General features: G+C 73.0%; 21 protein-coding genes and 1 pseudogene. 11 read left to right on the top strand and 11 right to left on the bottom strand.

The window, feature by feature from the left end:
- Positions 1-28: 28 nt before the first annotated feature.
- From ACQP2Y_RS31805 to ACQP2Y_RS31785, 5 genes are all read right to left on the bottom strand, one after another.
- On the bottom strand, positions 29-1,420 hold the full coding sequence (locus ACQP2Y_RS31805) for a hypothetical protein (protein WP_433719070.1): 1,392 nt from the start codon (positions 1,418-1,420) through the stop codon (positions 29-31).
- A gap of 147 nt (positions 1,421-1,567) precedes the next feature.
- Complete coding sequence (locus ACQP2Y_RS31800; protein ID WP_433719067.1) at positions 1,568-2,098, bottom strand: hypothetical protein; 531 nt, start codon at positions 2,096-2,098, stop codon at positions 1,568-1,570.
- Complete coding sequence (locus ACQP2Y_RS31795) at positions 2,098-2,265, bottom strand: hypothetical protein (RefSeq protein ID WP_433719065.1); 168 nt, start codon at positions 2,263-2,265, stop codon at positions 2,098-2,100. Before ACQP2Y_RS31795 ends, ACQP2Y_RS31800 begins: the two co-directional genes overlap by 1 nt.
- A 62-nt stretch (positions 2,266-2,327) precedes the next feature.
- Positions 2,328-3,419 (bottom strand): carboxylate-amine ligase, encoded by a 1,092-nt coding sequence (locus ACQP2Y_RS31790; protein WP_433719062.1) that lies wholly within the window; start codon positions 3,417-3,419, stop codon positions 2,328-2,330.
- Positions 3,420-3,455: 36 nt separating this feature from the next.
- Positions 3,456-4,430, bottom strand: a complete 975-nt coding sequence (locus ACQP2Y_RS31785) for a methyltransferase (RefSeq protein ID WP_433719059.1) — start codon at positions 4,428-4,430, stop codon at positions 3,456-3,458.
- A 202-nt stretch (positions 4,431-4,632) separates the two neighbouring features.
- Here ACQP2Y_RS31785 and ACQP2Y_RS31780 point away from each other — a divergent pair, with 202 nt between their 5' ends.
- Both ACQP2Y_RS31780 and ACQP2Y_RS31775 read left to right on the top strand, forming a co-directional pair.
- The gene (locus tag ACQP2Y_RS31780; protein WP_433719057.1) at positions 4,633-6,363 is read left to right on the top strand and encodes a serine/threonine-protein kinase; all 1,731 of its coding nucleotides are present in this window, start codon (positions 4,633-4,635) and stop codon (positions 6,361-6,363) included.
- A gap of 55 nt (positions 6,364-6,418) precedes the next feature.
- Positions 6,419-7,015, top strand: a complete 597-nt coding sequence (locus ACQP2Y_RS31775) for a pentapeptide repeat-containing protein (RefSeq protein ID WP_433719055.1) — start codon at positions 6,419-6,421, stop codon at positions 7,013-7,015.
- A 22-nt stretch (positions 7,016-7,037) separates the two neighbouring features.
- Here the strand turns inward: ACQP2Y_RS31775 and ACQP2Y_RS31770 are convergent, their stop codons facing one another.
- From ACQP2Y_RS31770 to ACQP2Y_RS31755, 4 genes are read right to left on the bottom strand one after another with little or no spacing between them, the layout of a single operon-like run.
- Positions 7,038-9,149, bottom strand: a complete 2,112-nt coding sequence (locus ACQP2Y_RS31770) for a 3-hydroxyacyl-CoA dehydrogenase NAD-binding domain-containing protein (RefSeq protein ID WP_433719054.1) — start codon at positions 9,147-9,149, stop codon at positions 7,038-7,040.
- Positions 9,146-10,369 (bottom strand): acetyl-CoA C-acetyltransferase, encoded by a 1,224-nt coding sequence (locus ACQP2Y_RS31765; protein WP_433719052.1) that lies wholly within the window; start codon positions 10,367-10,369, stop codon positions 9,146-9,148. The genes ACQP2Y_RS31770 and ACQP2Y_RS31765 overlap by 4 nt, the downstream gene beginning before the upstream one ends.
- Positions 10,359-11,588 carry an acyl-CoA dehydrogenase family protein gene (locus ACQP2Y_RS31760; protein WP_433719050.1) on the bottom strand — a complete coding sequence of 410 codons (1,230 nt, stop codon included), beginning with the start codon at positions 11,586-11,588 and terminating at the stop codon, positions 10,359-10,361. The genes ACQP2Y_RS31765 and ACQP2Y_RS31760 overlap by 11 nt, the downstream gene beginning before the upstream one ends.
- A 17-nt stretch (positions 11,589-11,605) precedes the next feature.
- Entirely contained in the window at positions 11,606-12,703 is a 1,098-nt protein-coding gene (locus ACQP2Y_RS31755) for an alpha/beta fold hydrolase (protein WP_433719048.1), read from the bottom strand.
- 50 nt (positions 12,704-12,753) lie between these two features.
- Between ACQP2Y_RS31755 and ACQP2Y_RS31750 the strand changes: the two genes are divergently transcribed.
- The 6 genes and pseudogenes from ACQP2Y_RS31750 to ACQP2Y_RS31725 all read left to right on the top strand — a co-directional run bounded on the left by ACQP2Y_RS31750 (position 12,754) and on the right by ACQP2Y_RS31725 (position 19,775).
- Positions 12,754-14,430: a GMC oxidoreductase gene (locus ACQP2Y_RS31750; protein WP_433719047.1), complete on the top strand. Its 1,677-nt coding sequence runs from the start codon at positions 12,754-12,756 to the stop codon at positions 14,428-14,430.
- 187 nt (positions 14,431-14,617) lie between these two features.
- Positions 14,618-15,640: a hypothetical protein gene (locus ACQP2Y_RS31745; RefSeq protein WP_433719046.1), complete on the top strand. Its 1,023-nt coding sequence runs from the start codon at positions 14,618-14,620 to the stop codon at positions 15,638-15,640.
- Positions 15,641-15,787: 147 nt separating this feature from the next.
- Entirely contained in the window at positions 15,788-16,414 is a 627-nt protein-coding gene (locus tag ACQP2Y_RS31740; protein ID WP_433719043.1) for a TetR/AcrR family transcriptional regulator, read from the top strand.
- 42 nt (positions 16,415-16,456) lie between these two features.
- Positions 16,457-17,170 (top strand): annotated as a pseudogene (locus tag ACQP2Y_RS31735) (AMP-binding protein); the annotation flags it as partial.
- A 73-nt stretch (positions 17,171-17,243) separates the two neighbouring features.
- Positions 17,244-18,314: an AMP-dependent synthetase/ligase gene (locus tag ACQP2Y_RS31730; RefSeq protein ID WP_433719040.1), complete on the top strand. Its 1,071-nt coding sequence runs from the start codon at positions 17,244-17,246 to the stop codon at positions 18,312-18,314.
- Positions 18,315-19,775, top strand: a complete 1,461-nt coding sequence (locus ACQP2Y_RS31725) for a flavin-containing monooxygenase (protein ID WP_433719038.1) — start codon at positions 18,315-18,317, stop codon at positions 19,773-19,775.
- A gap of 5 nt (positions 19,776-19,780) precedes the next feature.
- Here ACQP2Y_RS31725 and ACQP2Y_RS31720 read toward each other — a convergent pair whose 3' ends face one another.
- Positions 19,781-20,452 carry an acetoacetate decarboxylase family protein gene (locus ACQP2Y_RS31720; protein WP_433719037.1) on the bottom strand — a complete coding sequence of 224 codons (672 nt, stop codon included), beginning with the start codon at positions 20,450-20,452 and terminating at the stop codon, positions 19,781-19,783.
- A 71-nt stretch (positions 20,453-20,523) separates the two neighbouring features.
- Here ACQP2Y_RS31720 and ACQP2Y_RS31715 point away from each other — a divergent pair, with 71 nt between their 5' ends.
- Together ACQP2Y_RS31715 and ACQP2Y_RS31710 are read left to right on the top strand one after the other, a co-directional pair.
- Positions 20,524-21,675 (top strand): CaiB/BaiF CoA transferase family protein, encoded by a 1,152-nt coding sequence (locus ACQP2Y_RS31715; protein WP_433719036.1) that lies wholly within the window; start codon positions 20,524-20,526, stop codon positions 21,673-21,675.
- A 96-nt stretch (positions 21,676-21,771) separates the two neighbouring features.
- The gene (locus tag ACQP2Y_RS31710) at positions 21,772-22,191 is read left to right on the top strand and encodes a hypothetical protein (protein WP_433719034.1); all 420 of its coding nucleotides are present in this window, start codon (positions 21,772-21,774) and stop codon (positions 22,189-22,191) included.
- 124 nt (positions 22,192-22,315) lie between these two features.
- Here the strand turns inward: ACQP2Y_RS31710 and ACQP2Y_RS31705 are convergent, their stop codons facing one another.
- Positions 22,316-22,723 (bottom strand): RNA polymerase sigma factor, encoded by a 408-nt coding sequence (locus ACQP2Y_RS31705; protein WP_433719031.1) that lies wholly within the window; start codon positions 22,721-22,723, stop codon positions 22,316-22,318.
- 139 nt (positions 22,724-22,862) lie between these two features.
- Here ACQP2Y_RS31705 and ACQP2Y_RS31700 point away from each other — a divergent pair, with 139 nt between their 5' ends.
- Complete coding sequence (locus ACQP2Y_RS31700) at positions 22,863-23,252, top strand: DUF5994 family protein (RefSeq protein ID WP_433719028.1); 390 nt, start codon at positions 22,863-22,865, stop codon at positions 23,250-23,252.

Here is a 23,252-nt window from a genome sequence, read left to right as displayed (position 1 = left end):
GGACAAAGGTCGCCGGGTCAAACCCGGGTCAGACGACCAGCAGGCCGAGCCGCGACCCGGAGTGGCGCAGGGCCGACATGGCCAGGCCCAGCGGCAGCCGGCCCGGGACCCCGGCGGGCTCGTGCCGGGCTCGCAGCACTCCCGAGGCGTGGCTGGTGGGCAACGGCAGCAACGGATACCGGCCCAGCGCCTGGCGGTTGAAGTGCGTGCGGTGCTCCCCGAAGTGGGCGACGGCCCGCCACTGCGCGGCGGCGGCATGGACATCGCAGACGGTCCCCGGCGGCTCGGGCAGGATGGTCACCGCGGCGAACGGGCCACTGCCGGCCAGCCACCATTCGGCGCCGTCGACGGCGGTCCGGGCCGAGGACTCGCACCAGTACGGCACCAGCCCCGACCGCAGCACCCGCCACGGATCGATCAGCCGTCCCGTCTCCACCACGCACTCGTCCCCGCCGCGTCCCGTAGCCCGCAGCCAGGCCCGGTACAGATCGGCGACGCAGGCGCTGAGCACCTCCGGCCCGGGATACAGCACCCGGTGCACCGGCCGGTCCAGGGCCGCCGACAGCCGCCGCAGGTCACGGTCGAACTCCGGCTCACCGGCGGTCTCGGCATACCGCGGCGGCGTGTCCAGATAAGGCGTCGACCACCGGTCGCCGCCGACACTCTCCATCAGCCGCCGGAACGACGGGTTGTCCAGCGTCTGGTCCTCGTGCCGCATCCCGCCGGCCGGCCGGCCGAGCTGGAAACTGTGCCGGTCGGTCAGCTCCAGCACCGGCCAGGTCCGGGTGTCCCGCAGCAGCAGTGCGGTGCCCCCGGGCTCCAGACCGGACCCCAGAAAATCCCGGTACGCCGTGGGCAGCCGTTGCCACCGCACGTGCAACGTCACCGTCGAGCCGCACAGCGGACCCCGCCCGACCGGGTCGTGCACCTGGCGTACGGTCACCCCCGGATTGGCCGCCAGGATCAGGTCGGCGAGCTTGGCACCCCACTCCATCGCCCCGGTCCAGTCGCCGACATCGCCGTCCGGCCACGGCACGGTGAGGGTGAAACTGGTCGGCAACCAGGGCGCGCCCAGGGCCGCCGCCAAATGCGCCGCACCCCCGTGCGCCGACCCGAGGACCACCGCCGGGTACGGCCCCGCCGGATAGTGCCCGGTGATCCACGAAGCCACATCCCCGGCGTCCACCCGGTCGACCAGCTCCAGCGGTACGGCCTCAGCGCAGTCCTCGAACGCCAGCGCGGGCCCTCGCAGCTCCGCCGGCAGCCCACCCCGCCGTCCCAGCACGGGAACCCGGTCCAGGCCCTCGCAGCCACGCTGCCGCAGGGCCCGCGAGACCGCCTCCAGCAACGGCCGCTCGGGACCGTCAGGAGCGACGATGCGAGCGGCGGCCAGAGTGGATGTCGCCGGGGATTCCGTCACGGCGAGGCTCCTTCAGGTGGGGGCGGAGGGGTGGCGGTTCCATGCGAAGCGCCACCGCTGTCCGGCATCGATCCGGCGCACGCGGCCGGATACCCTGGTCGCCCCGGATCATTCGGCCGCCCCGCACCAATCGCAGGACCGGCCGGGTCAGCGCCGCCCGGCCGGTACCGGCCCCACGTGCGAGCGCCGCTCTGGTGCCACGGCGGCGTGCCGCTGGCCCGGGCCCGGTCCGCTGCGGGCGGCGAGCAGGTCGGCGACAGCGCCGGTCGCGTACCCGTAGACGGTCTTGTGCAGCAGATCCACGGCGAGCTCACGGCGGGGCCACGTCCACGGCGGCGCGCCGACGCCGGTCGCGTTCTCCAGCAGCTGGTCGCTGGTCAGGCGGACCACCGTGAACATGGCCGAGGCCCACGGCCCGCGCAGCCCGGCGTTGGCCATGGCGCCGCGCAGGACGCCGACGAGCATCGCCTGGCCGGCGTGCATGGTCCAGTTCAGAGCGTCCGAGCGGCGCGGCTCGAGGTCGCGCCGCCCGGCCAGCCGTTGCAGCACGTACGCCGGCGCGTACGAGCCGGGGCGGTGGGTGAGGCGTTGCTCGGCCTTCTCGGCCAGCGTCATCACCGCCACCCCCGCCGCGCCCGCGACCAGGCCCTGCCACACCGACCGGGTCACGGCTCCCATCAGGCCGCGTCCTGCTGCCCGGCGCTGTCGCTGTCGTCGGCGACGTCGCGGTCGGCCGGCTCGCTCGGTGCGCGCTCGCTGAGCTCCACGTCGGTCTCGGTGAGCGGGGCGCCGGCGTTGTCCTCGGCCGCGCCCCGTTCGATGTGCTGCTCCTGCTGATCGGTCATGGCTCCTCCTCGAAGTGCTGGAGCGCCTCGGCTACCCGCGTCGTCGAGAGGCAAACGGGCCGTCAGCCGTCCACCGTCAGCCGGGACACCTCGGTCAGGACCGCGCGGACGTCGCCAGTGCGTTGCAGGATGCGGCGCTGCCGTTCGGCGCCGGTGCCCTCGCGGCGCAACCGCTGCAGTCCGGCGCGGACCTCGGCCAGGTCGCCGTGGCTCTCCAGCGCCGGCGTGACGGCGCCGACGAGGTCCTCGACCAGTTCCCAGGCCGGCCGGGCGGTGCCGCGGACCGGATCCAGCAGGGTGCCCTCGACGCCGGCGTGGGCGGCGTTCCAGTGCGCGGCCCGGACGAGGTAGTCCGGGACGCCGGGCGCCGGCACTCCCGCCGTGATCTGCTCGACGGCGGTGGCGACCAGGGCCCGGACCAGCCCGGCGACCAGGACCGTGTCGTCGACGGTCAGGCAGATGTCGCCGACGCGTACCTCCACCGTGGGCCAGGCCGCGGACGGGCGGGCGTACCAGAGCACCATGCTCTCGTCGAGCATCACGCCCGAGGCGACCATGGTCCGGACCGTACGGTCGTACTCCTCGCCCGACGCCAGCAGGGGCGACGGTCCCAGGCTGGGCCACCGTTCCAGCTGGATCGAGCGCCAGCTCGCATGCCCGGTGTCGGCCCCCTCGAACAGCGGTGAGTTCACCGTCAGGGCCTGGACCACCGGCAGCCACACCCGCAGGTGGTTGCACACCCGGATGGCCAGCTCCCGGTCCGGGACCCCGACGTGCACGTGGCAGCCGCACACCGCGGGATCGTGGGCGATCGGGCCGTAGTGCCGGCCGATCGCCTGGAACCGCGGGTTGTCGGTCACCGTGCGCTGCGGGTCGGCGATCGGTGTGGCCCCGATCGCGGCCAGCGCGGCACCTGTGGCGGCAGCCGACTCGGCGGCGGCCCGGCGCAGCCCACCTAGTTGCTCGCGCACCTCGGCCAGCTCGGTGCAGACGCCGGTGACCATCTCCACCATGCTGTGCCGCACCTCCAGCCGGCTCTGCGCGCGGGCGTCGTCGCCGAGCCCGGCCAGCACCTTCTCGGCCGCCGGGGAGTTCTCCCCGGTGACCGGGTCCAGCAGCAGGAACTCTTCTTCCACACCCACGGTCATGGGCATCAAGGAACCACCGTTCCGAGGGTCGGCACTCGTGGATCAGCCCGGGCGCACGGCGGTGAGGACGACGACGGCGATGCGCTCCGCGTGCGCGTACGCCGGCCCGTCCAGTTCCTCGCCGTAGACGTCCGGATCCACCTCACGATAGAACCATTCGAGGCCGGTGCCGGTCAGGCGCTCGGCGGCGGCCGTCCGGAACGGGTCCCGCCCGTCCACGATGCCGGTCCCGCTGAACAGCACCAGGGAACCGCCGGGTCCCAGCCGCTTGGCGGCCGTGTCGATGATCGCCAGGGACAGGTCGTGCCCGTGTTCGCCGCCACCGTCGCGGTAGGCCCGGCCGGCCGGATCGATCATGAATGGCGGGTTCGAGATGATCAGATCGAAGTCGCCGTCGACGTCGTTGAGCAGGTCACTGCGGCACGGCCGTACCCCCGGGGTCCCGGCCAGTCCGGTGTTGACCCGGGCGAAGCGCAACGCCGCGTCGTTGATGTCGACCGCCAGCACCTCGGCCTCCGGCGCGCGCTTGGCCACGGTGATCGCCCCGGCCCCGGTGCCGCAGCCGATGTCCACCGCACGGCGGACGGGCCGCTCGCGGGTCTCGACGTGGGCCGCCGCGGCGTCGGCCATCCGGTAGGTGTCCGGGCCGAAGAAGACCGAGTCGGCCGCGGCGGTCGGGAAGGCCGAGTGCACGAACAGCTCGCCGTCGTACGAGGAAAAGCGGACCAGACTCCGCCAGGTGTCACCGTCGCGGTCCAGCACACCGGCCGCGTCCATCAGCTCGACCAGCTCCGCCGGCAGCACGCCGGGGCCGAACGGGCGGCTCCACCCGAACACGTCCCGCGCGGTCCGGGCCCGGGCGTTCCCCGGGCGGTCGTTGACCCGCTGGTGGGTGGCCGGCGTGACGGTGGTGAAGGTGTAGCCGCTGTCCTTGAGGAGGGTCCCGAGTTGCCGTAGTGCGTTGTCGGCGGCGACGTCCCTGGTCGCCACGGCAGCCGTCGTGTCGGTCATGGTCATGGCGCCCGATTGCCCCGGAACGGCGCGGTCATTCGTACCGAAATCCCGCGCCGGCCAACGAGTATCCGGGGCAATGGTGACGGCAGGTGCGATGACCTGACTCTCTACGACAGTTCGGGCACTGTGCCATTGCCGCCCCGGGGATCGACCACCACGATCGTCGTCGCCAGCGAAGCAGTCCCGGGGAAGGACACCACGACACGTGCAGCCAGACTCCACCGCGAACGGAGCGGGCCTGGACGAGCCCGCCACCGTCGACCTCAGTGGCCGGTGCGTCGGCAACTCGTACATCCTGATCTGCCCCGTCGGCCAGGGCGCGACCGGCACGGTCTGGCGCGGCATCGAGCGGACCTCCGGCGAACAGGTCGCGGTCAAGCTGCTGCACGAGGGCCTGCTGCGCCAGCCGAAGCTGGTCACCCGCTTCGTGCAGGAGCGCACGATCCTGATGATGGTGCGCCACGAGCACATCGTCGGCGTCCGCGACCTGTTCAGCGCGGGCGAGTCGCTGGGCCTGGTGATGGACTTCGTCGCCGGCGGCAGCCTGCGCGAACGGCTCCGCTCCGCCGGCACCCTGGCCCCCGCCGAGGCGGCCCGGCTGCTCGCCCAGGTGGCGGCGGCGCTGGCCGAGGCGCACACCCTCGGGGTCGTGCACCGCGACGTCAAACCGGACAACATCCTGCTGCAGACGGTGGATGGCCGCGCCGACGCGCGGCTCACCGACTTCGGCATCGCCCGCGTCGTCGACGCGGCCGGCCTCACCACCCCGCACGCGATCATCGGTACGCCGCACTACATGGCCCCCGAGGTGATCAGCGGCGCCGACGCGGGCCCGGCCGCCGACGTGTACGCGGTCGGCGTGGTTCTCTACGAGCTGCTCACCGGGCACACGCCGTACACGGGTGAGCCGCTCGCCGTGCTCCGCCACCACCTGGACGACGTGGTGGCGCGCCCGCCCGGCGTGTCCGACCCGGCCTGGGCGGTGATCGAGTCCTGCCTCGACAAGGACCCGGACCGGCGCCCGGCCGGCGACGAACTGGCCCCGATCCTGCGGGACCTGGCCCGGATCAGCGCCCGCGAGCCCGCCCTGCCCGCGCCCCTGGAAGCCCCCGAGCCGCCGCTGCCCAGTCCGGCCGTACGCGCGACCCCACCGCGCCGGGGCGCCACCCCCCGCCGCCGCCCGCCGAACCGGCCCCGCAGCTGGGTCTGGGGCCGCTCGGCGGCGATCGTCGCCCTGGTCGCCGGGGCCCTGGCGGTCTCGGGCGTCGGCGGCTACACCGTCTGGAAGTACAGCGACACCGCCGCGGCCCGCAGCAGCGCCGGCGCGGCGCCGGAGAAGGGCCTGGGTGCCGGGCCGAGCTTCGCGGCCCAGCCGGTGCCACCGGGCGTCCAGACCTCACAAAATCCGGTGTACGGCGGCAGCGTGCCGGGCGGCGGCGGGGCGCAGCCGACCGGTACGGCCGAACGTTCGGCTCCGGCATCGAGGGGCCGCCGGGCCGGAGCCTCGGTCGGTGTGTCCGCGGGCCCGGCGGCGGTCGGGGCGTCCGCGGGACCCGGCGGGGCACAGGCCGAGGCCAAGTTCGGGCCGTGGCAGTGCGGCGACGAACTCGACTGGGACATCGGCCATCCGGTGCTGGCCCAGCCGTGCCACGCGGTCGGCGGGGCGATCAGGGTGGTCGGTCACATGCAGGCGGGACCGGGTGTCCAGGCCGACATCTCCCTGTCGGTGCGGGACGCGACTACGGGCGAGGTCGCCGCGGGACCGTACACCTGCAAGGCGATGATGTTCACGGACTTCGCCCCGGAACACACTTGCGGGCCGGTCGACCTGAAGGCGCCGCGCGGCCGCCGCTACGTGGTGGTGGAGTCCTGGGAGTACACCGGCCGGTCGCTGTTCCCGGGCGGCAGCGCGGAGGGCCGCGAGTTCACCTGGTGACGCTTCGCTTCTCCTGGAACGGAAAATGTCGGGGGTGCCTTCTAGGGTTTCCGGCATGGCACCTGAGACGCACAGCGTTGTGCGCACCGAGGAGTGGGACGACGGCGTCGGCGACGAGAAGCGGCACGAGGGCGTCGCCTTCATCGACCTCGACCTGTGCGAGACGACGCTGCAGGCCGTCGAGTTCCAGGAGTGCACCTTCCGCAACGTGCGGTTCAACTGCTCGGTCCAGACCGACGTCGCGTTCGTCAACTGCACCTTCGCCAGCTGCTCGTTCTTCGACGCCACGTTCACCCGGTGCAAGCTCGTGGGCAGCATGTTCGACCGCTGCACGTACGACATCATGACGGTCGAGGACGGCGACTGGTCCTTCGTCGGGCTGCCCGGCGCGGCGCTGGGCACGGCCACCTTCACCGGGGTCCGGATGCGCGAGGCCGACCTGACCGGTGCCCGCTGCCAGGGCGCGACCTTCCGCGGCGTCGACCTCTCCGGCGCTTCGCTGCGCAATGCCGACTTCACCCGCGCCGACCTGCGCGGCACCGACCTGTCCGGGCTGGATCCGGCGACGACCGAGATCCGCCACGCGATCATCACGGCGGACCAGGCGGTGGTCGTCGCGATGGCGCTGGGCCTCGACGTCCGCCCCGCCTGATGCCGTCGCTGGCCGGCCGGGGTCAGTGGTCGGTCAGCGCCGGGGGAGGGGTGAAACGATCGCCGTAGGTCTTCGCCAGTTCCGAGGCGCGCGCCGCGAAACCCGCCGGCCCGCCCGCGTACTGCTGGACGTAGCGCAGCACCCCACCGGTCCAGGCCGGGAAGCCGATGCCGAGCAGCGAGCCGATGTCACCGTCCACCGCCGAGCGCAGCACGCCCTCGTCCCGGCAGCGCAACGCGTCCAGCGACTCGGCGAACATCATCCGTTCCTGCAGGTCGATCAGCGGGACGGCCCGGCCCTCGGCGGTGGCCAGCCGGGCGATGCCGCGCCACAGCTTGCCCCGGCTGCCGTTGTCGTAGTCGTAGAAGCCGCGGCCCGCGGCCCGTCCGGGGCGGTCGTGCTCGTCCAGCATCCGGTCGACGACGGCGTGCGCCGGCAGCACCGGGAAGTTCCCGTCCGCGGCCGCCTCGAACTGGCGCCGGATGCGCCGGATCAGGGTCAGCGACACCTCGTCGACCAGCGCCAGCGGTCCGGTCGGATAGCCCGCTTGCAGCGCCGCCTGCTCGATCGACGGCGCGGGAACGCCCTCGGCCAGCATGCTGATCGCCTCGTCCAGGAAGCGCCCGATGACCCGGCTGGTGAAGAAGCCCCGGCCGTCGTTGACCACGATCGGGGTCTTGCCGATGCGCCGGCCCAGGTCGAAGGCGCGGGCCAGGGCCGCGTCGCCGGTCTGCTGCCCGACCACGATCTCCAGCAGCGGCATCCGGTCGACCGGGGAGAAGAAGTGCATGCCGATGAAGTCCGCCGGGCGGCTCACCCCGTCGGCCAGGCCGGTGATCGGCAGCGTGGAGGTGTTCGAGGCGAGCAGCGCGTCCGGCGCCAGCACCGGTTCGACCTCGGCGAAGACCGCGTGCTTGAGGGCGGGGTCCTCGAAGACGGCTTCGATGACGGCGTCACAACCGGCCAGCGCGGCCACGTCGGCCGTGGCGGTGATCCGGGCCAGCACGGCGGCGGCCCGGTCCGCGTCCAGCCGGCCCTTGCCGACCTCGCGGGCCAGCAGCTTCTCGGCGTGCGCGCGACCCCGCTGGGCGGCCTCCTCGGTGATGTCCTTGAGGACGACGGGCAGGCCGGCGCGGGCACACGCGTACGCGATCCCGGCGCCCATCATGCCCGCACCCAGCACCGCCACCCGGGTCACCGGGGCGACCTCGACCGCGGGCCGGCTCGCGCCGTCGTTGACCGCCTTCAGGTCGAAGAAGAACGCCCCGATCATGTTCTTGGCGATCTGCCCGGTCAGCAACGAGACCAGGTAGCGGGTCTCCACCGTCAGCGCGGTGTCCAGGTCCACCTGGGTGCCCTCGACCGCGGCGGCCAGGATCGCTTCGGGCGCCGGCAGGCGGCCCTTCAGCTGCTTGCGCAGATTCGCCGGGTACGCCGGCAGCTGTGCGGCCAGCTCACGGCCACCGCCGGGGATCCGGTAGCCGGGCCGGTCCCAGGGCTGGGCCGCGTCGGGGTGCGCGGCGATCCAGGCCCGCGCCCCGGCCAGCATCTCCTCGGCGGTGTCCACGACCTCGTCCACCAGACCGGCGGCGCGGGCGGCGGCGGGGCGCAACTGCCGCCCGGTCAGCAGGATGTTCGTCAGGGCGTCGGCCAGGCCCAGCATCCGTACGGTCCGGGTCACGCCGCCCGCACCCGGCAGCAGGCCGAGGGTGACCTCCGGGAAGCCGATCCGGGAGCCGGGCGCGTCCAGCGCGATCCGGCGGTGGCAGGCCAGCGCGATCTCCAGCCCGCCGCCCAGCGCGGAACCGTTGATCGCCGCGACCACCGGGCGGCCGAGGGTCTCCAGCCGGCGCAGGTCCGCCTTGATCGTGGTGAGCAGCGCGGTCAGCGCCGGCGCGTCCGCCGGGGTCGCCTTGATCATCTCGGGCAGGTCCCCGCCGGCGAAGAACGTCCGCTTGGCGCTGGTCACGATGACCCCGGTGATCTCGTCGCGCTCGGCCTCCAGCCGGTCGACGGCCGCGGTCATCGACGCGGCGTAGGCCCGGTTCATGGTGTTGGCCGACTGGCCCGGGTCGTCCAGCGTGAGCGTGACGACGCCGCCGGGATCACGGTCGTAGCGGATGGTGCCGGTCATGAGCACCTCTCGATGATCGTGGCGACGCCCATGCCGCCGCCGATGCACAGGGTGACGAGGGCGCGGTGCCGGTCCCGGCGTTCCAGCTCGTCCAGCGCGGTGCCGAGCAGCATGGCGCCGGTGGCCCCGAGCGGATGCCCCAGCGCGATCGCACCACCGTTCACGTTCACCTGCTCGGGATCAAGCTTCAGATCGCGGATGTATTTGAGCACCACCGCCGCGAACGCCTCGTTGATCTCGAAGAGGTCGATGTCCTCGACACCGAGCCCGGCGGTCGCCAGCGCCTTTCGGGTGGCCGGGATCGGCCCGGTGAGCATCAGCGTCGGATCGGCCCCGCTGACCGCCGCGGCGACGATCCGCCCGCGCGGCGTCAGCCCGAGCTCCCGTCCGACCGTGTCAGAGCCGATCAGCACCAGCGCCGCCCCGTCCACGATTCCGGAGGAGTTCCCGGCGTGGTGCACATGCTCAATCTCCTCCAGCCAGTGGAACTTCTGCAACGCCACCGCGTCGAAGCCGCCCGCCGCGCCGATACCGGCGAAGGACGGGCTGAGCTTGGCGAGACCTTCCCGGGTCGTGTCGGGCCGCAGATGCTCGTCCGCGGCGAGGATCACCCCACCGGTACGGTCCCGCACCGGCACGACCGAACGGGCGAAGTGCCCACCGGCCCACGCCTTGGCCGCCCGCTCCTGCGACCGCAGCGCGTACGCGTCCACGTCGTCCCGGCTGAAGCCCTCGAGGGTGGCGATGAGGTCGGCGCTGATGCCCTGCGGCACGAAGGAGGTGGCCAGCGCGGTCTCCGGGTCCATCGCCCACGCGCCGCCGTCCGAGCCCATCGGCACCCGCGACATCGACTCGACGCCACCGGCCAGGAGCAGCTGGTCCCATCCCGACCGCACCTTGGCCGCGGCGATGTTGACGGCCTCCAGCCCCGAGGCGCAGAAGCGGTTGAGCTGGACCCCGCCCACGTGGTCGGGCAGACCCGCCAGCAGCGCCGCCGCGCGGGGCAGGTCACCGCCCTGCTCACCCACCGGCGTGACGATGCCCATGACAAGGTCGTCGAGCCGGTCGGTGTCGAGGCCGGGCAGCCGTTCCCGCAAGGCGTCGATGAGCCCGACGGTCAACGAGATCGGCTTGACGCCGTGCAGCGAACCGGTGGCCCGCCCCTTGCCCCGCGGCGTCCGCACCGCGTCGAAGACGTACGCCTGACCGTCAGAGCGCACGAGCGATCAGCTCCTTCATGATCTCGTTGGTCCCGCCGTAGATCTTCTGGGCGCGGGCGTCGGCGTACATCTGGGCGATCGGGTATTCGGTCGTGTAGCCGTAGCCACCGAACAGCTGCAGGCACCGGTCCACCACCTCACACTGCCCGTCGGTGAGCCAGTACTTGGCCATCGCGGCGGTGGCGACATCAAGCTCACCGCGAACATGCCTGGCGATGCAGTCGTCGAGAAAAACCCGGCTGACCCGGGTACGGGTGGCGCACTCGGCGAGGACCATGCGGGTGTTCTGATGCCCGATGAGCGGCTTGCCGAAAGCGGTGCGCTCCTTGACGTAGGCGACGGTGAGGTCGATCGCGCGTTCCATGGCGGCGACCGCGCCGATGCCGATGACCAGGCGCTCCTGGGGGAGCTGGCCCATGAGCTGGGCGAAACCGAGGCCTTCGGTGCCGCCGAGCAGATTGGCGGCCGGGACGCGGAAGTCGTCGAAGAACAGCTCGGCGGTGTCGTTGCCCTTGAGGCCGATCTTGGAAAGCAGCCGGCCCCGCCGGAAGCCGGCCGGCTCTCGGCGTGCCTCGTCGCCTTCGCCGCCGCTTCTGTAGGTCTCAGCGCCTTCGCCGGCCTCGCTGGTCCCGTCGGCGTCGTTCGCGTCGCTGACTTCGCAGATCAGGAGGGAGACGCCGGAGGCGCGCTGCGACGGGTCGGTCTTGGCGGCCAGGATGACGATGTCGGCCAGGCCGCCGTTGCTGATGAACGTCTTCGCGCCGGAGATCACGTAGTCGTCGCCGTCGCGGAGGGCTCGGGTGCGCATGGCTTGCAGGTCCGAGCCGCCGTCCGGTTCGGTCATAGCGATCGCGCCGATCAGGGTGCCGGCGCAGAGGCCGGGCAGCCAGCGCTGCTTCTGCTCCTCGGTGCCGTAGGCGACCAGGTAGCCGGTGACGATGCCGCTGTGGACGGCCAGCCCGAGACTGCTGTCGCCCGAGCGCATCTGCTCGTCGAGCAGCACGGCCTCGTGGGTGAAGTTGCCGCCTCCGCCGCCGTACTCGACCGGCACGGAGAGGCCGAGCAGGCCCAGCTCACCGGCCTTGCGGTAGTGCTCGCGATCGGGATGGCCCTGGGCGAGCACCCGATCGGCGTGCGGCAGGACCTCCTTGGTGAAGAAGGCCCGGACCAGCGCGGCGAGCTCGTCGTGTTCCGGCTCGCGCCACGGTGAGGCTCCCATGACTCCACCTTGGCGAGTTATTGGCGGACTGTCAATAGCTCGGCGCAGCGGGCCGGGTCGTCGGCGAACGGCAGGTGTCCGCAGCCCGGCAGCAGGACGTGCCGGGCGGCGGGCAGCTCTTCGCGGGCCCGGGCGGCCTGGCGGTGGTGCGGCAGGACCAGGTCACGCGTACCCCAGGCGATTGTGACCGGGATGCCGGAGAGTGCACCGGGATCGGCGCCGACCGGCAGCCGCCAGACGCCGAAGGCCCGTCGCGCGGCGGCGAAGCCCGGCGCGTGCGACAGTGCCCGCGCCGAGTCGAGGCAGTCCTCGGGCGACAGTCGGCTCGGGTGGCCGTAGAAGACTCCGCAGAAGGCGACGCGGCCGGCCCGGGTGGCGAAGATGCGGGGGAGGGCGGGCGCGAGGGTGGCGCTCAGGACGCGGGCGCCGCCGACCACGGCCTGGCACCAGCGGCGGCCTGCGGGGCCCCAGAAACCGACGGGGGCGAATGCGGTGACGGCTGACGCCCGGCCGCGCCGGCCGAGTTCCAGGGCGATGCCGCCGCCGAGGGAGCTGCCGGCCAGTTCCGGCCGGTCGAGGCCGAGCTTGTCGAGGAATGCGGCGACCAGGTCGGCGAGGTGACCTACCGACCCGGGAACGGGTGAGGCTTCGAAGACCGCGGGGTTGTCGTCCGGTATTGGGTTGTCGGTCATGGCGGTCGGTTCGTCGAAGGTGGTGGGGCGGTCGGGCGCGGTCGGCCCGCCGGGCGATGCCGCGTCGTCCGGCGACGCCGGATGGAACATCGAGTGGGCGCCGACAAGTGCCGAATCGCTGGGGGATGTGCGACCGGATGCCGTCTCGCCGCCGGCCGCCGCCGGGCCGAGGGCCCAGCGGCTGTCGGATCGCCGCCGGTCGCCAGGCAAGGCGGGGCCGGACGTTCGGGGTCGGTGGGGTGAGTGCGGGCCGGCGAGAGGCGGCCAGAGCGGGGATTCGCCGAAGCCGGGAAGGTCGATGGCGATCACCTCACGGTGGCGTGCCAGCTCCGCGATCAGTGGATCCCAGACCTGGCGCCGGCTGCCCAACCCGTGGATCAGCACCAGCGGGGGCCCGCTGCCGAGACGCTCATGAGCCAGCATCACCCGCACCCCTTATTGACAGCCCGACAATAACGGTGCCACGGTAACTCATGGCGTACGACTACGACGTCCTGGTCATCGGCTCCGGCTTCGGTGGGGGTGTCACCGCGCTGCGGTTGACCGAGAAGGGCTATCGGGTCGGCGTCCTCGAAGCCGGCCGGCGTTTCACCGACGAGCAGTTCGCCAAGACTTCGTGGCGGCTGCGGGACTACGTCTACGCTCCCGCGCTCGGCTGCTACGGCATTCTGCAGCTCACCCTGCTCCGCGACGTGCTGGTCATGTCCGGCGCCGGGGTCGGTGGCGGTTCTCTGGGGTACGCCAACACGCTCTACGAGCCGCCCGACGCGTTCTTCGGCGATCCGCAGTGGGCGTCGATCACCGACTGGAAGGCCGAGCTCGCGCCCTACTACGACCAGGCGAAGCGGATGCTGGGCGTGGTCACCAACCCCGTCGAGACGTTCGCCGACGTCACGCTGCGCGCCGTTGCCGAGGATCTCGGCGTCGGGCACACGTACCGGCGTACCCCCGTGGGTGTGCTCTTCGGTGAGCGGCCCGGCGCCGCCGTGCCGGATCCGTTCTTCGGCGGGGCCGGGCCGGCCCGCCGGGCCTGCACCTCGTGCGGCGCCTGCATGACCGGCTGCCGGGTCGGCGCGAAGAACACGGTGGTCAAGAACTACCTGTACCTGGCCGAGGCGGCCGGCGCGGTGGTGCACCCGCTGACCACGGTGGTCGCGGTCCGGCCGCGGCCCGGCGGCGGGTACGACATCGACACGCGCGCCACCGGCAGCCCACGCCGGCGCACCCGCCGCTTCACCGCCGCGCAGGTGGTCTTCGCCGCCGGCGCGCTCGGCACCCAGCGCCTGCTGCACCGCATGCGCGACCGTGGCCTGCTGCCCGCGGTCTCGCCCCGCCTCGGCGAACTGAGCCGTACCAACTCCGAGTCCATCCTGGGCGCCCGCACCCGCCGCCACGACCTCGACGTGAGCCGCGGCGTAGCCATCACCTCCTCCATCCACCCGGACCCGGTCACCCACGTCGAACCGGTCCGCTACGGCCGCGGCAGCAACCTGCTCGCCCTGCTCGCCACCGTGCTGGTGGACGACACCGGAGGTGGTCGGCGCTGGGTGGCCGGCCTGCGGCAACTCGCCCGCGGCTGGCGCGACCTGCGGCTGCTGGCGGTACCCCGGCGCTGGTCGCAGCAGACGATCGTGCTGCTCGCGATGCAGCCGCTGGACAACTCGGTCACTGTGCACACCGCCCGGTCGGTGCTCGGCCGCCGGCGGCTGACCACCCGGCCCGGCGTCGGCTCGCCGAACCCGGCCTGGGTGCCGGCCGCGCACGACGTCGCCCGCCGCGTCGCCGAGAAGATCGACGGGGTGCCGCTGGGTGCGGTGACCGAGCTGATCGGCCGGCCGGTGACCGGCCACTTCATCGGCGGCTGCGCAATCGGCGCCGGCCCGGCGGCGGGGGTGGTCGATCCCTACCAACGCCTGTACGGACACCCGGGCCTGCACGTGATCGACGGGTCGGTGGTCGCGGCGAATCTGGGGGTCAATCCTTCGCTGACCATCACTGCGCTGGCTGAACGGGCGGTGGCGCTGTGGCCCAATGTGGGGGAGGCGGATCCGCGGCCGGCGGTGGGTGCGCCTTATGTGCGGGTGGCTCCGGTCGCGCCGCGACATCCGGCTGTGCCGGCTTCGGCTCCGGCGGCACTGCGCTTCGGCTGAGTGCCGTTGCGGGCAGGAGGTGCCGCCGGGCGTGGCGCCGAGTGGCCGGGCAAGGCGGCACCGGGCTTTGCGGCGGCGCGTCGTGGCGACCCCGGTCTGCAACCGGCTCGCTCGCGGCGGATGAGTCCGCTGCGCCGTGGCCACCGTGCCATGATCATCCGGTTGATGTCGAGGCGGGTTCGCCTCCGTGTTCTGCGGGGACGATCCGTTCGAGACCGACCACGAGCCGGACGACGTGTACGCCGGGCAGGAGAACGGCATCTGTGGGGCGGCGGTTCCCGGGCTGTTGCAGCTGACGGTAGGTACGCACACCGGCTGGGTCCCGTTCCGTGTCGAGCTGCACGGCACTGCGCCCGAGGTGGACGACAGCTGGGAGGAGATCGTCGAAGTATCGTTCCGTCCCACCCGTGAGAAGGTGCACCTGCTGGGTCTCGACGACGACACGCCGCACCGGCTCCGCCTGCCGCCGGGCGACTACCGCGTCCGGTACAGCGTCCGCGGCATCGACGAAGCGGATCACAGTGAGGAAGCACCGGACGCGTACCTGCTGCAGTTCTGGCCGGGCACGCCGGCAGCGGACCGCATCTTGCGCCGGACCAGCCTTCGGGCCGCCTACTGGCATCGCGCCCACCGCAGCCGGCCCCTGCCGCCGGCCGAGCAGGACGCAGAAGATCACAGCGTGGCCGGCGAGGAACAGAGTCACCTGCTGGAGAAGTACGGCGCGATCCCGAACGCCCGGCTGCAGGCGGCCGATGCCTTCACCACCGGCCTGACTTTGATCGACCGCGAGCTGGTACTGGCACTGTCCGAGGCCGATGACGAGGTGCTGGGTCAGGTTGCCCGCTGGGCCGCGTTGCGGGCTCTGGCTGTTGCCCGGCTGACCGACCATCACGCGCTGGTCCCGGCCGTCACGGCGTTACATACCGGCGAGCCTCTTCCGGCGCCCTTCGACGACGAGGACGGCTGGTATTCCGTGCTCGACGACGTGGGCGCGCGTACCTACGTGCCGCGTCTCCCGATCTTCGACGACGAGCCCGGCCGGCAAGAGGACCAACAGCTGTACGCCCTGTCAGGGCTCGGCTCCTTCGCCATCGAAGACCCGCTCGCAGCAGCGGTCAGTGTCGTGGAGTCGGCGGCGATCACCTTCGGCCCCGACGGCTACCCGCAGTTCCTCGCCGATCTCCGCACCACATTCCCGCAATGCGCATAGGGGGACGCTGACCGGACATCGGCTGGGCCACCCACGCGGGCAGCGGCCCGCGGGATCTGCCCATCGCCGGTCATCGTGGCCGATGGCGTAGGCGTCGCCGGCGCTGTGCCTGCGGCAACGCGTGCACCCGGCGGATAAGGTCGGCCAGTGAGTGTCGACGCAGCGCAGACCCGAAGACGCCTGGAGCCGGACGTCCGCCGGGGACAGATTCTCGCCTGCGCGGTCCGGCTTTTCGGGGAGCGCCCCTACGCCGAGGTTTCCACCACCGACATCGCCCGCGCTGCCGGGGTTGCCCGAGGGCTGATCAACCACTATTTCGGCACCAAGAAGGACCTTTATCTCGAGGTCATCCGGGTCATGCTGACCATCCCCGAGGTTGCGGTGCAGAATCTGCCCGCCGGCGATCTTCGCACCCGGGTCGACGCCAGCGTGTCCTGGTTTCTCGACGTCGTCTCCCGGCACAGCACCTCATGGCTCGCCGCCGCGACCGCGGCCGGCACCGGACGGGATGTCGATGTGGAGCGGGTGCTGGCCGAGGCCGAGGACACCGCCGCCGAGTACGTGCTGATCGCCGTCGGTCTGGCCGAGGTTGCCGAGCATCGGGAGGAACTGCGCGGCATGATCCGGGCCTATGTCGGCATGGCCTCCGCCACCGCCAAGGAGTGGCTCAACCGGGACGCCTTGACCCGCGCGCAGGTGCATCTACTGCTCGCGACGACGTTGCTGGCCATCGTGGAGCAGGTCATTCCGACCGTCGTCACGCCCGGCCGCTGAGCCTATTGGCAACCTGTCAACAGCTTGCTAACGTTCGGCACCATGACGGCCACCCCGGGTGGCACCGCCACCTCCCAGCCCGTTCCCACCACCATGTGTGCCGCCTTCCAGGCCACTGTGCGGCGCATGCCCGACGCCGTCGCCCTGCGGACGGTCGGCGGGACCACCTCCTACACCTGGTCCCAGTACGCCACCCAGGTGCATGCCATCGCCGCCGGGCTCGCCGCCCTGGGTGTCCGCCGCGGTGACACCGTCGCCCTGCTGCTCACCAACCGCCCCGAGTTCCACCTCGTCGACACCGCCGCCCAGCACCTCGGCGCGGTCCCGTTCTCCTGCTATCACAGCTCCTCGCCCGATCAGATCGCCCACCTGCTGACCGTCTCCGGCGCCCAGGTCGTGATCACCGAACGCCGCCTCGCCGGCCTGCTGACCAGCAGCACAGCCCTCAGCCCGACGCCGGACGACCCCGATCAGCCCGCGCAGGCCCAGCACGAGCAGGGCCGGCAGCACGGGCAGGCCAACCAGCACGAGCAGCGCCGGCAGCACGGGCAGGACGGCCAGCAAGGGAAAGGGCGCCAGGACAGGCAGGGGCCAGGGAAGCCACCCCAGGTGATCGTGCTCGACGGGGAATCCGGGGACTTCACGCTGGACGATCTCGTCGCCGGCGGCCGGCCCGATTTTGACCTCGAGACCTCCTGGCAGGCGGTCCGCCCCGACGACCTGCTCACCCTCGTCTACACCTCCGGCACCACCGGCGCCCCCAAAGGTGTGGAGATCACCCACGCCGGCATGGTCGCCATGGCCACCGCCAGCGCATCCCCTGCTCGGCATGCGCGCCGGCGACCGCCTCATCTCGTTCCTGCCCTCCGCACACATAGCCGACCGCTGGGCCAACCACTACCTGCACACCTGGACCGGCACCGAGGTCACCACGCTCGCCGACTGGCGCGAGATCCTCGCCGCCCTGCAGGACGTGCGGCCCACCCTGTTCGGCGGCGTGCCGCAGGTCTGGCAACGTCTGGTCGCCGGGGTCAGGAGCATGCCGGAGCTGGCTCAGGCGGTCGACATCGGCCACCGCTACCACCAGGCCGCACGGGCCGGCGAGGTGCCGGCCGAACTCGCTGCGGCGTACCGGATGGTCGACGAGCGGGCGCTGAGCGCCGTGCGGGCCCGGCTCGGTCTCGACCAGGTCCGGCTGGCCGTCACCGCCGCGGCGCCCGCGCCACGCTGGGTGGTGGAGTTCGTCAACGCGCTCGGCGTACCGCTCAGCGAGGCCTGGGGCATGTCCGAGCTCTCCGGCATGGCCACGATGAACCCGCCGGAGGCCATCCGGCCTGGCACGGTGGGGCTGCCGCTGCCCGGCGTCGAGGTCCGCCTGGCCGCCGACGGTGAGCTGCTGGTCCGTGGCCCGATGATGATGCGCGGCTACCGGGACCGGCCGGAGGACACCGGCGCCGTGCTCGACGCCGACGGGTGGCTGTCCACCGGCGACATCGCCGCGATGGACGGGGACGGCTATCTGATCATCATCGACCGTAAGAAGGAGCTGCTGATCACCTCCGGCGGGGAGAACGTCGCCCCGGCGCTGGTCGAGCTGGCCATCAAGGCGCACTGCCCGCAGGTCGCGCAGGCTGTGGTCGTGGGCGACGCCCGGCCGTACCTGGTGGCTCTGCTGGTCTTGGATCCGGAGGCGGGCGACGACGCGGCGGCCGCGGTCGCGGCCGGGATGCGGGCGGCCAACGCGACGTTGTCGCGGGCCGAGCAGGTCCGGGCCTTCGAGGTCCTGACCGAGGCCTGGCCGCCGGGTGGGGACCTGGTCACCCCGACCATGAAGGTACGGCGACGCCCGGTCCTGCGCGCCTACGCCGACCGCATCGACGCCCTGTACGCGGAGAAGTGAGTGCCACCCCGGATCGCGATCATCGGCGCCGGCTTCGGTGGCGTGGCCGTCGCCGCGGCGTTGCGCCGGGCCGGTTTCCACGACTTCGTGCTGCTGGAGAAGGCCGATCGGCTGGGCGGGGTGTGGCGGGACAACGCGTACCCGGGCTGCGCCTGTGATGTTCCCGCCCCGCTCTACTCGTTCTCCTTCGCCCCGAATCCGGACTGGTCGCGGCGTTTCCCGCCGCACTCGGAGATCCTGTCCTACCTGCACCGGTGCGTCACCGATCTGGGCCTGACCCCGCACCTGCGGCTGGGCGCCGAGGTCACCGGGGCCGAGTGGGACGAGCAGCGCTCCTGCTGGCGGCTGGCGATCGCGGACGGCACCGAGGTTGTCGCCGATGTGCTCGTACCGGCGGTCGGGCAGTTGTCCCGGCCCGTCATTCCGTTGCTGCCCGGCGCCGGGCAGTTCCGCGGGCCGGCGTTGCACACCGCCCGCTGGGATCCCGCGCTGCGGATCGACGGCCGGCGAGTAGCGGTCGTCGGGACCGGCGCCAGCGCCATCCAGCTCGTTCCCGCGATCGCCGGTACGGCGGCCCGGGTCATCGTCTTTCAGCGCAGTGTACCGTGGACGCTGCCCAAACCGGACCGCCGCTACAGCGCGCTGCGCCGGGCCCTGTACCGGCGGGTGCCCGCGCTGATGCGACCGCCACGCGCCGGCACCTGGGCGATGACCGTGTTCACCGGCGCGGCCGTGCTCGGCAACCGGGCCGCCGGAGCTTTTCTGCGGACAGCCTCACGCACCCAGCGCTGGTGGCAGGTCCGGGACCCGCGGTTGCGGGCGCAGGTCACGCCGGACGAGCCGATGGGCTGCAAGCGGGTCCTCTTCACCAGCGCCTGGCTGCCCACCCTGGCCCGCCCGGACGTCGATCTGGTGACCACGCCCATCGAATCAGTGACCCCGGCCGGGATCCGCACCACCGACGGGGTCGAGCACCCCTGCGACGTGCTGGTGTACGGCACCGGCTTCGCGGCCACCGAGTTCCTCACGCCGATGCGGGTCACCGGCCGCGGCGGGGCGCGGCTCGACGAGGTGTGGCGGGACGGCGCGCACGCGTACCTGGGGATGGCCGTGCCCGGCTTCCCCAACATGTTCCTGGTCTACGGGCCGAACACGAACACCGGCAACACCTCGGTGGTCTACTTCCACGAGGCCCAGGCCCGCTACATCGTGCAGGCCGTACGGGCCCTCGCCGCCGGTGCGCAGCCCCTGGACGTACGCCCGGAAGTGGCCGCCGCTTACGACGCCGAGCTGCAGTCCCGCCTGGCCGGCAGTGTCTGGACCGCGTGCAGCAGCTGGTACCGCACACCCAGCGGGCGGGTCGTCACCAACTGGCCCGGGATGGCGGGGGAGTACCGCCGCCGCACGGCCCGCCTGCGTCCCGGTGACTTCCGCGCGGCCAGCCGGGCCGGGCAGTCCTGATGTGGTCAGGGCCAGGTGGCGGCCGGTGCCGGAGCCGCGGCACCGAAGCGGAGCCGGAAGTCGGTGAGCGTCAGGGTCAGCAGCGGACGCCGCCCCGCGAGGTAACCCAGGGGCCCGCCCGCCTCCATCCGCCAGGTGGCCGTGCCGAGGCGCAACCCGGCGCTTCCCCGTACCGGAGTGCGCAGGACCTTGTCGCCCAGAGCCTGGGCCACCGACAGCGGCGTCGGCCAGCGGCCGGGCAGCCGCAGGCCGTGCCGCACGGAGGCCGAGCCGATCGGAGCCCGCGGGTCGCCCGGCTCCGGCCCGGTGCCGGCCGCGGCGACCAGGTCGCCGCCCGGCGACTCGCGCAGCTCGAGATCGGCCAGATCCTTGGGGATGCCCCACAGGGCCCGGCCGCCGTCGCGGGACTCGACGCTGTCCACCCAGATCTCGGTGATGCTGACCCGGGGCCGCCACCGCTCGTGAACCAGCACGGCCGACAGCAGCTCCCGGTAGTGCAGCACCCCGCCGGGCTCGTAACGCACCCAGGCCGCCCCGACGAGCGCGCGGCGGCCGAACGGGATCGGCCGCACGACCGCCGCGAGCGGTGCCGGAAGCGGCGTAAGCGCGGACCGCGGCACCGCGAAGACCGAAAGATGGAGCTGACCGCGCAGATCCCACGGCTGGGGTGGATACATGATCGCCTGCCTCCCGGTCGAGGGGGATCGACGAGGTTCATCGTAGGGGAGTCCAGTGCTCGGAGGTACGCATGCCGGATGATCGGGGACCGTTGCGTGGTCTCAAGGTGGTCGAGCTGGCCGGCATCGGGCCGGGCCCGTTCGCCGCGATGCTGCTGGCCGATCTGGGCGCCGACGTCGTGCGGGTGGACCGCGTCGGCCCCGGCTCGCCGCTGTCCGTGGATCCGCGCTTCGACCTGCTGACCCGGGGCAAACGCTCGATCGCGGTGGACCTCAAGCAGGACAGCGGCCGGGAACTGGTGCTCGCCCTGGCCGAGCGGGCCGACGCGGTTGTCGAGGGCTACCGGCCCGGGGTCGCCGAACGGCTCGGCGTCGGCCCGGACGCGGCGCTGGCCCGCAACCCGCGGCTGGTCTACGCGCGGATGACCGGCTGGGGCCAGGACGGGCCGCTCGCCGCGAGCGCCGGGCACGACATCACCTACCTGGCGGTCACCGGCGCGCTGCACGCGATCGGCCGGGCCGGCGGCCCGCCCCAGGTGCCGGTCAACCTGCTGGGCGACTTCGCCAGCGGCTCGCTCTACCTGGTCGTCGGCCTGCTGGCCGCGCTGCGCGAGGCCGCGCGCACCGGCCACGGCCAGGTGGTGGATGCGGCGATCACCGACGGCGCGGCCCATCTCACGACCCTGCTGTACGGCCTCAGCGCCGCCGGCCAGTGGCGCGACGAGCGCGGCGTGAACCTGATCGACACCGGAGCGCCGTTCTACGACGTCTACCCGGCCGCGGACGGTCGCCACCTGGCCGTCGGCGCGCTGGAGCCGCAGTTCTACGCCGAGTTCATCCGCCTGCTCGCTCCCGGCGACGACCTGCCGGCGCAGTACGACCGCGCCCGCTGGCCGGAGCTGCGCGCCCGGATCGCCGCCGCCTTCGCCACCCGCACCCAGCAGGAGTGGGCGCGGATCTTCGAGGGCACCGAGGCGTGTGTGGCGCCGGTGCTGTCACTGGCCGAGGCCGCCGCGCACCCCCACCTGGCGAGCCGCGGCACCTTCGAACGCCCCGGCGGCGTGGTCCAGCCCGCGGCGGCGCCCCGCTTCTCCGCGACACCGCCCGGCCCGGTCGGCACCCCGGCGCTGCCCGGCGCGCACACCCGCGAGATCCTCGCCGACTGGGACCTCGGAGACGCCGACGGCTGGCTCGACGGCGGCGCGGTCCGGGCGGCACCCTGACGATTTCGGCACATCTTGGCGGGTTCGCCCGGCCGGATCCGGCGTACCGTGGAAGACGGCTCCAGACCTCGGCCGCTGTCCCACAGGGAGGCCGTGATGAAGACCATCGATACATACGACGGCACGGAGCTGCCCCACCGCGAGCGCAGCGCGGGCAGACTGATCGTCCGAAGCCGGTGTTGGCCCTTGCAGCCGGACAGCGAGGAGACCCAGCTGTCGCTGGTGACCGGCGACGGCGGCATCGACGAGGAAGCAGCGACACTGCTGCCGGGCGGTGCCGGGCGCGGCCCGGGCACCTCCGCGCGATCCCACGGCAGGCCACGGGACGATTCCGCGCCCGCCGGCAGCCGGCCGTTCCCCTTCGCGGCGTCCCGCGCCCCCGCCGGCGTGCCGATGCCGGTCTTCGACGAGCAGCGCGCGGCTTCGCTGGCCTGCGTGGATCCGGGCCGATCGGGCCACCCCGACGCCTACGAGTGCATCGCGGCCATCGTCGCGGAACGGACCCTCGCCGCGTAGCCGGGCCGGCTTTGCGGCCGGCTTTGCGGTCGGCTTTGCGGTCGGCTTCGCGGTCGGCTTTGCGGCCGGCATTGCGGCCGGCATTGCGGGCCGGCTTCCCGGCCCGGCCTCCCGGGCCGGCCTCTCAGCCGCGGCGGAACGGGCTGCGCCGCGCGGGCGGGTGCTCCAGCAGCGCCGCCAGCGCCACGCCCGGGGAGTAGTCGTGGCGCGACGGGTGCGACCGGGTCCGCGGGTCGTGCTGTTCCCCGGCCCGGCGCGCCGCGATGCCGGTGATCCAGCCGGCCACGTCGGTGCCCGGCGCGGTGTGCAGGTCCGCGGACTGCCACGCCTCCAGGAAGGTGGCCGCCGCGATCTCGCCGGCCTCCCGATGGTCCCCCACCTGCTCTTGGACCACGGTCGTGACGTCCGGTTCGAGGGCGAGATAGAGCCGGCCGAAGGCGATCTGGTCGCCGGCACTGACCCGCCGGAGCAGCGTCAACAGCCGGGACGGCCGGTCGCGGTACTCGGTCAGGAACACCACCGGGGTGATCATGGCGCCTCCTTCTGGCGGTGCAGGCGTACTGTTCACAGTGTTTCCCCCTTCACCGCCTCGGTGGACCTCGTCCCTGCCGTAACTCTCGTTCCTGGTCTGGACCCGTGCCCGACGACGCTCATCGATGACAGGAAGTCCGATGGCACGCTCGACCGACACCCGCACTCCCACCACCGCGCCCCGGCTGTGGCTCGAACCGACCGCAGGTCCCCGCCCGGTGGTGCAGGGCTGCTGGTGGCCCCGGGGCACCGATCCGGCCGCCGAACTGCCCGGCCTGGTCGAGGTCCTGGACGAGCGGTACGGCCCGATCGTCCGGCTCCGGCTCAGCGCGGCCGGCTGGAGCCGCCGCCCGCACGACGTCGAGGTGGCCGGTCGCACGGTCACCGTGGGTTACTTCTCCGGCCAGTCCACCGGTCTGCTGACCGCGAGCTGCGCGGGCGGCGGCTCGATCGCGGTACGGGTCGTGCCCTGGGCCGGCGACCTCGAAGCGGACTGGGACGTGCCGGAGAGCCGGATCGCCGCCTCCTGA

It is taken from the genome of Actinoplanes sp. CA-051413 (assembly GCF_050955795.1).
Lineage (GTDB): Bacteria > Actinomycetota > Actinomycetes > Mycobacteriales > Micromonosporaceae > Actinoplanes.
This window is presented reverse-complemented; position numbering and strand designations above follow the sequence as displayed.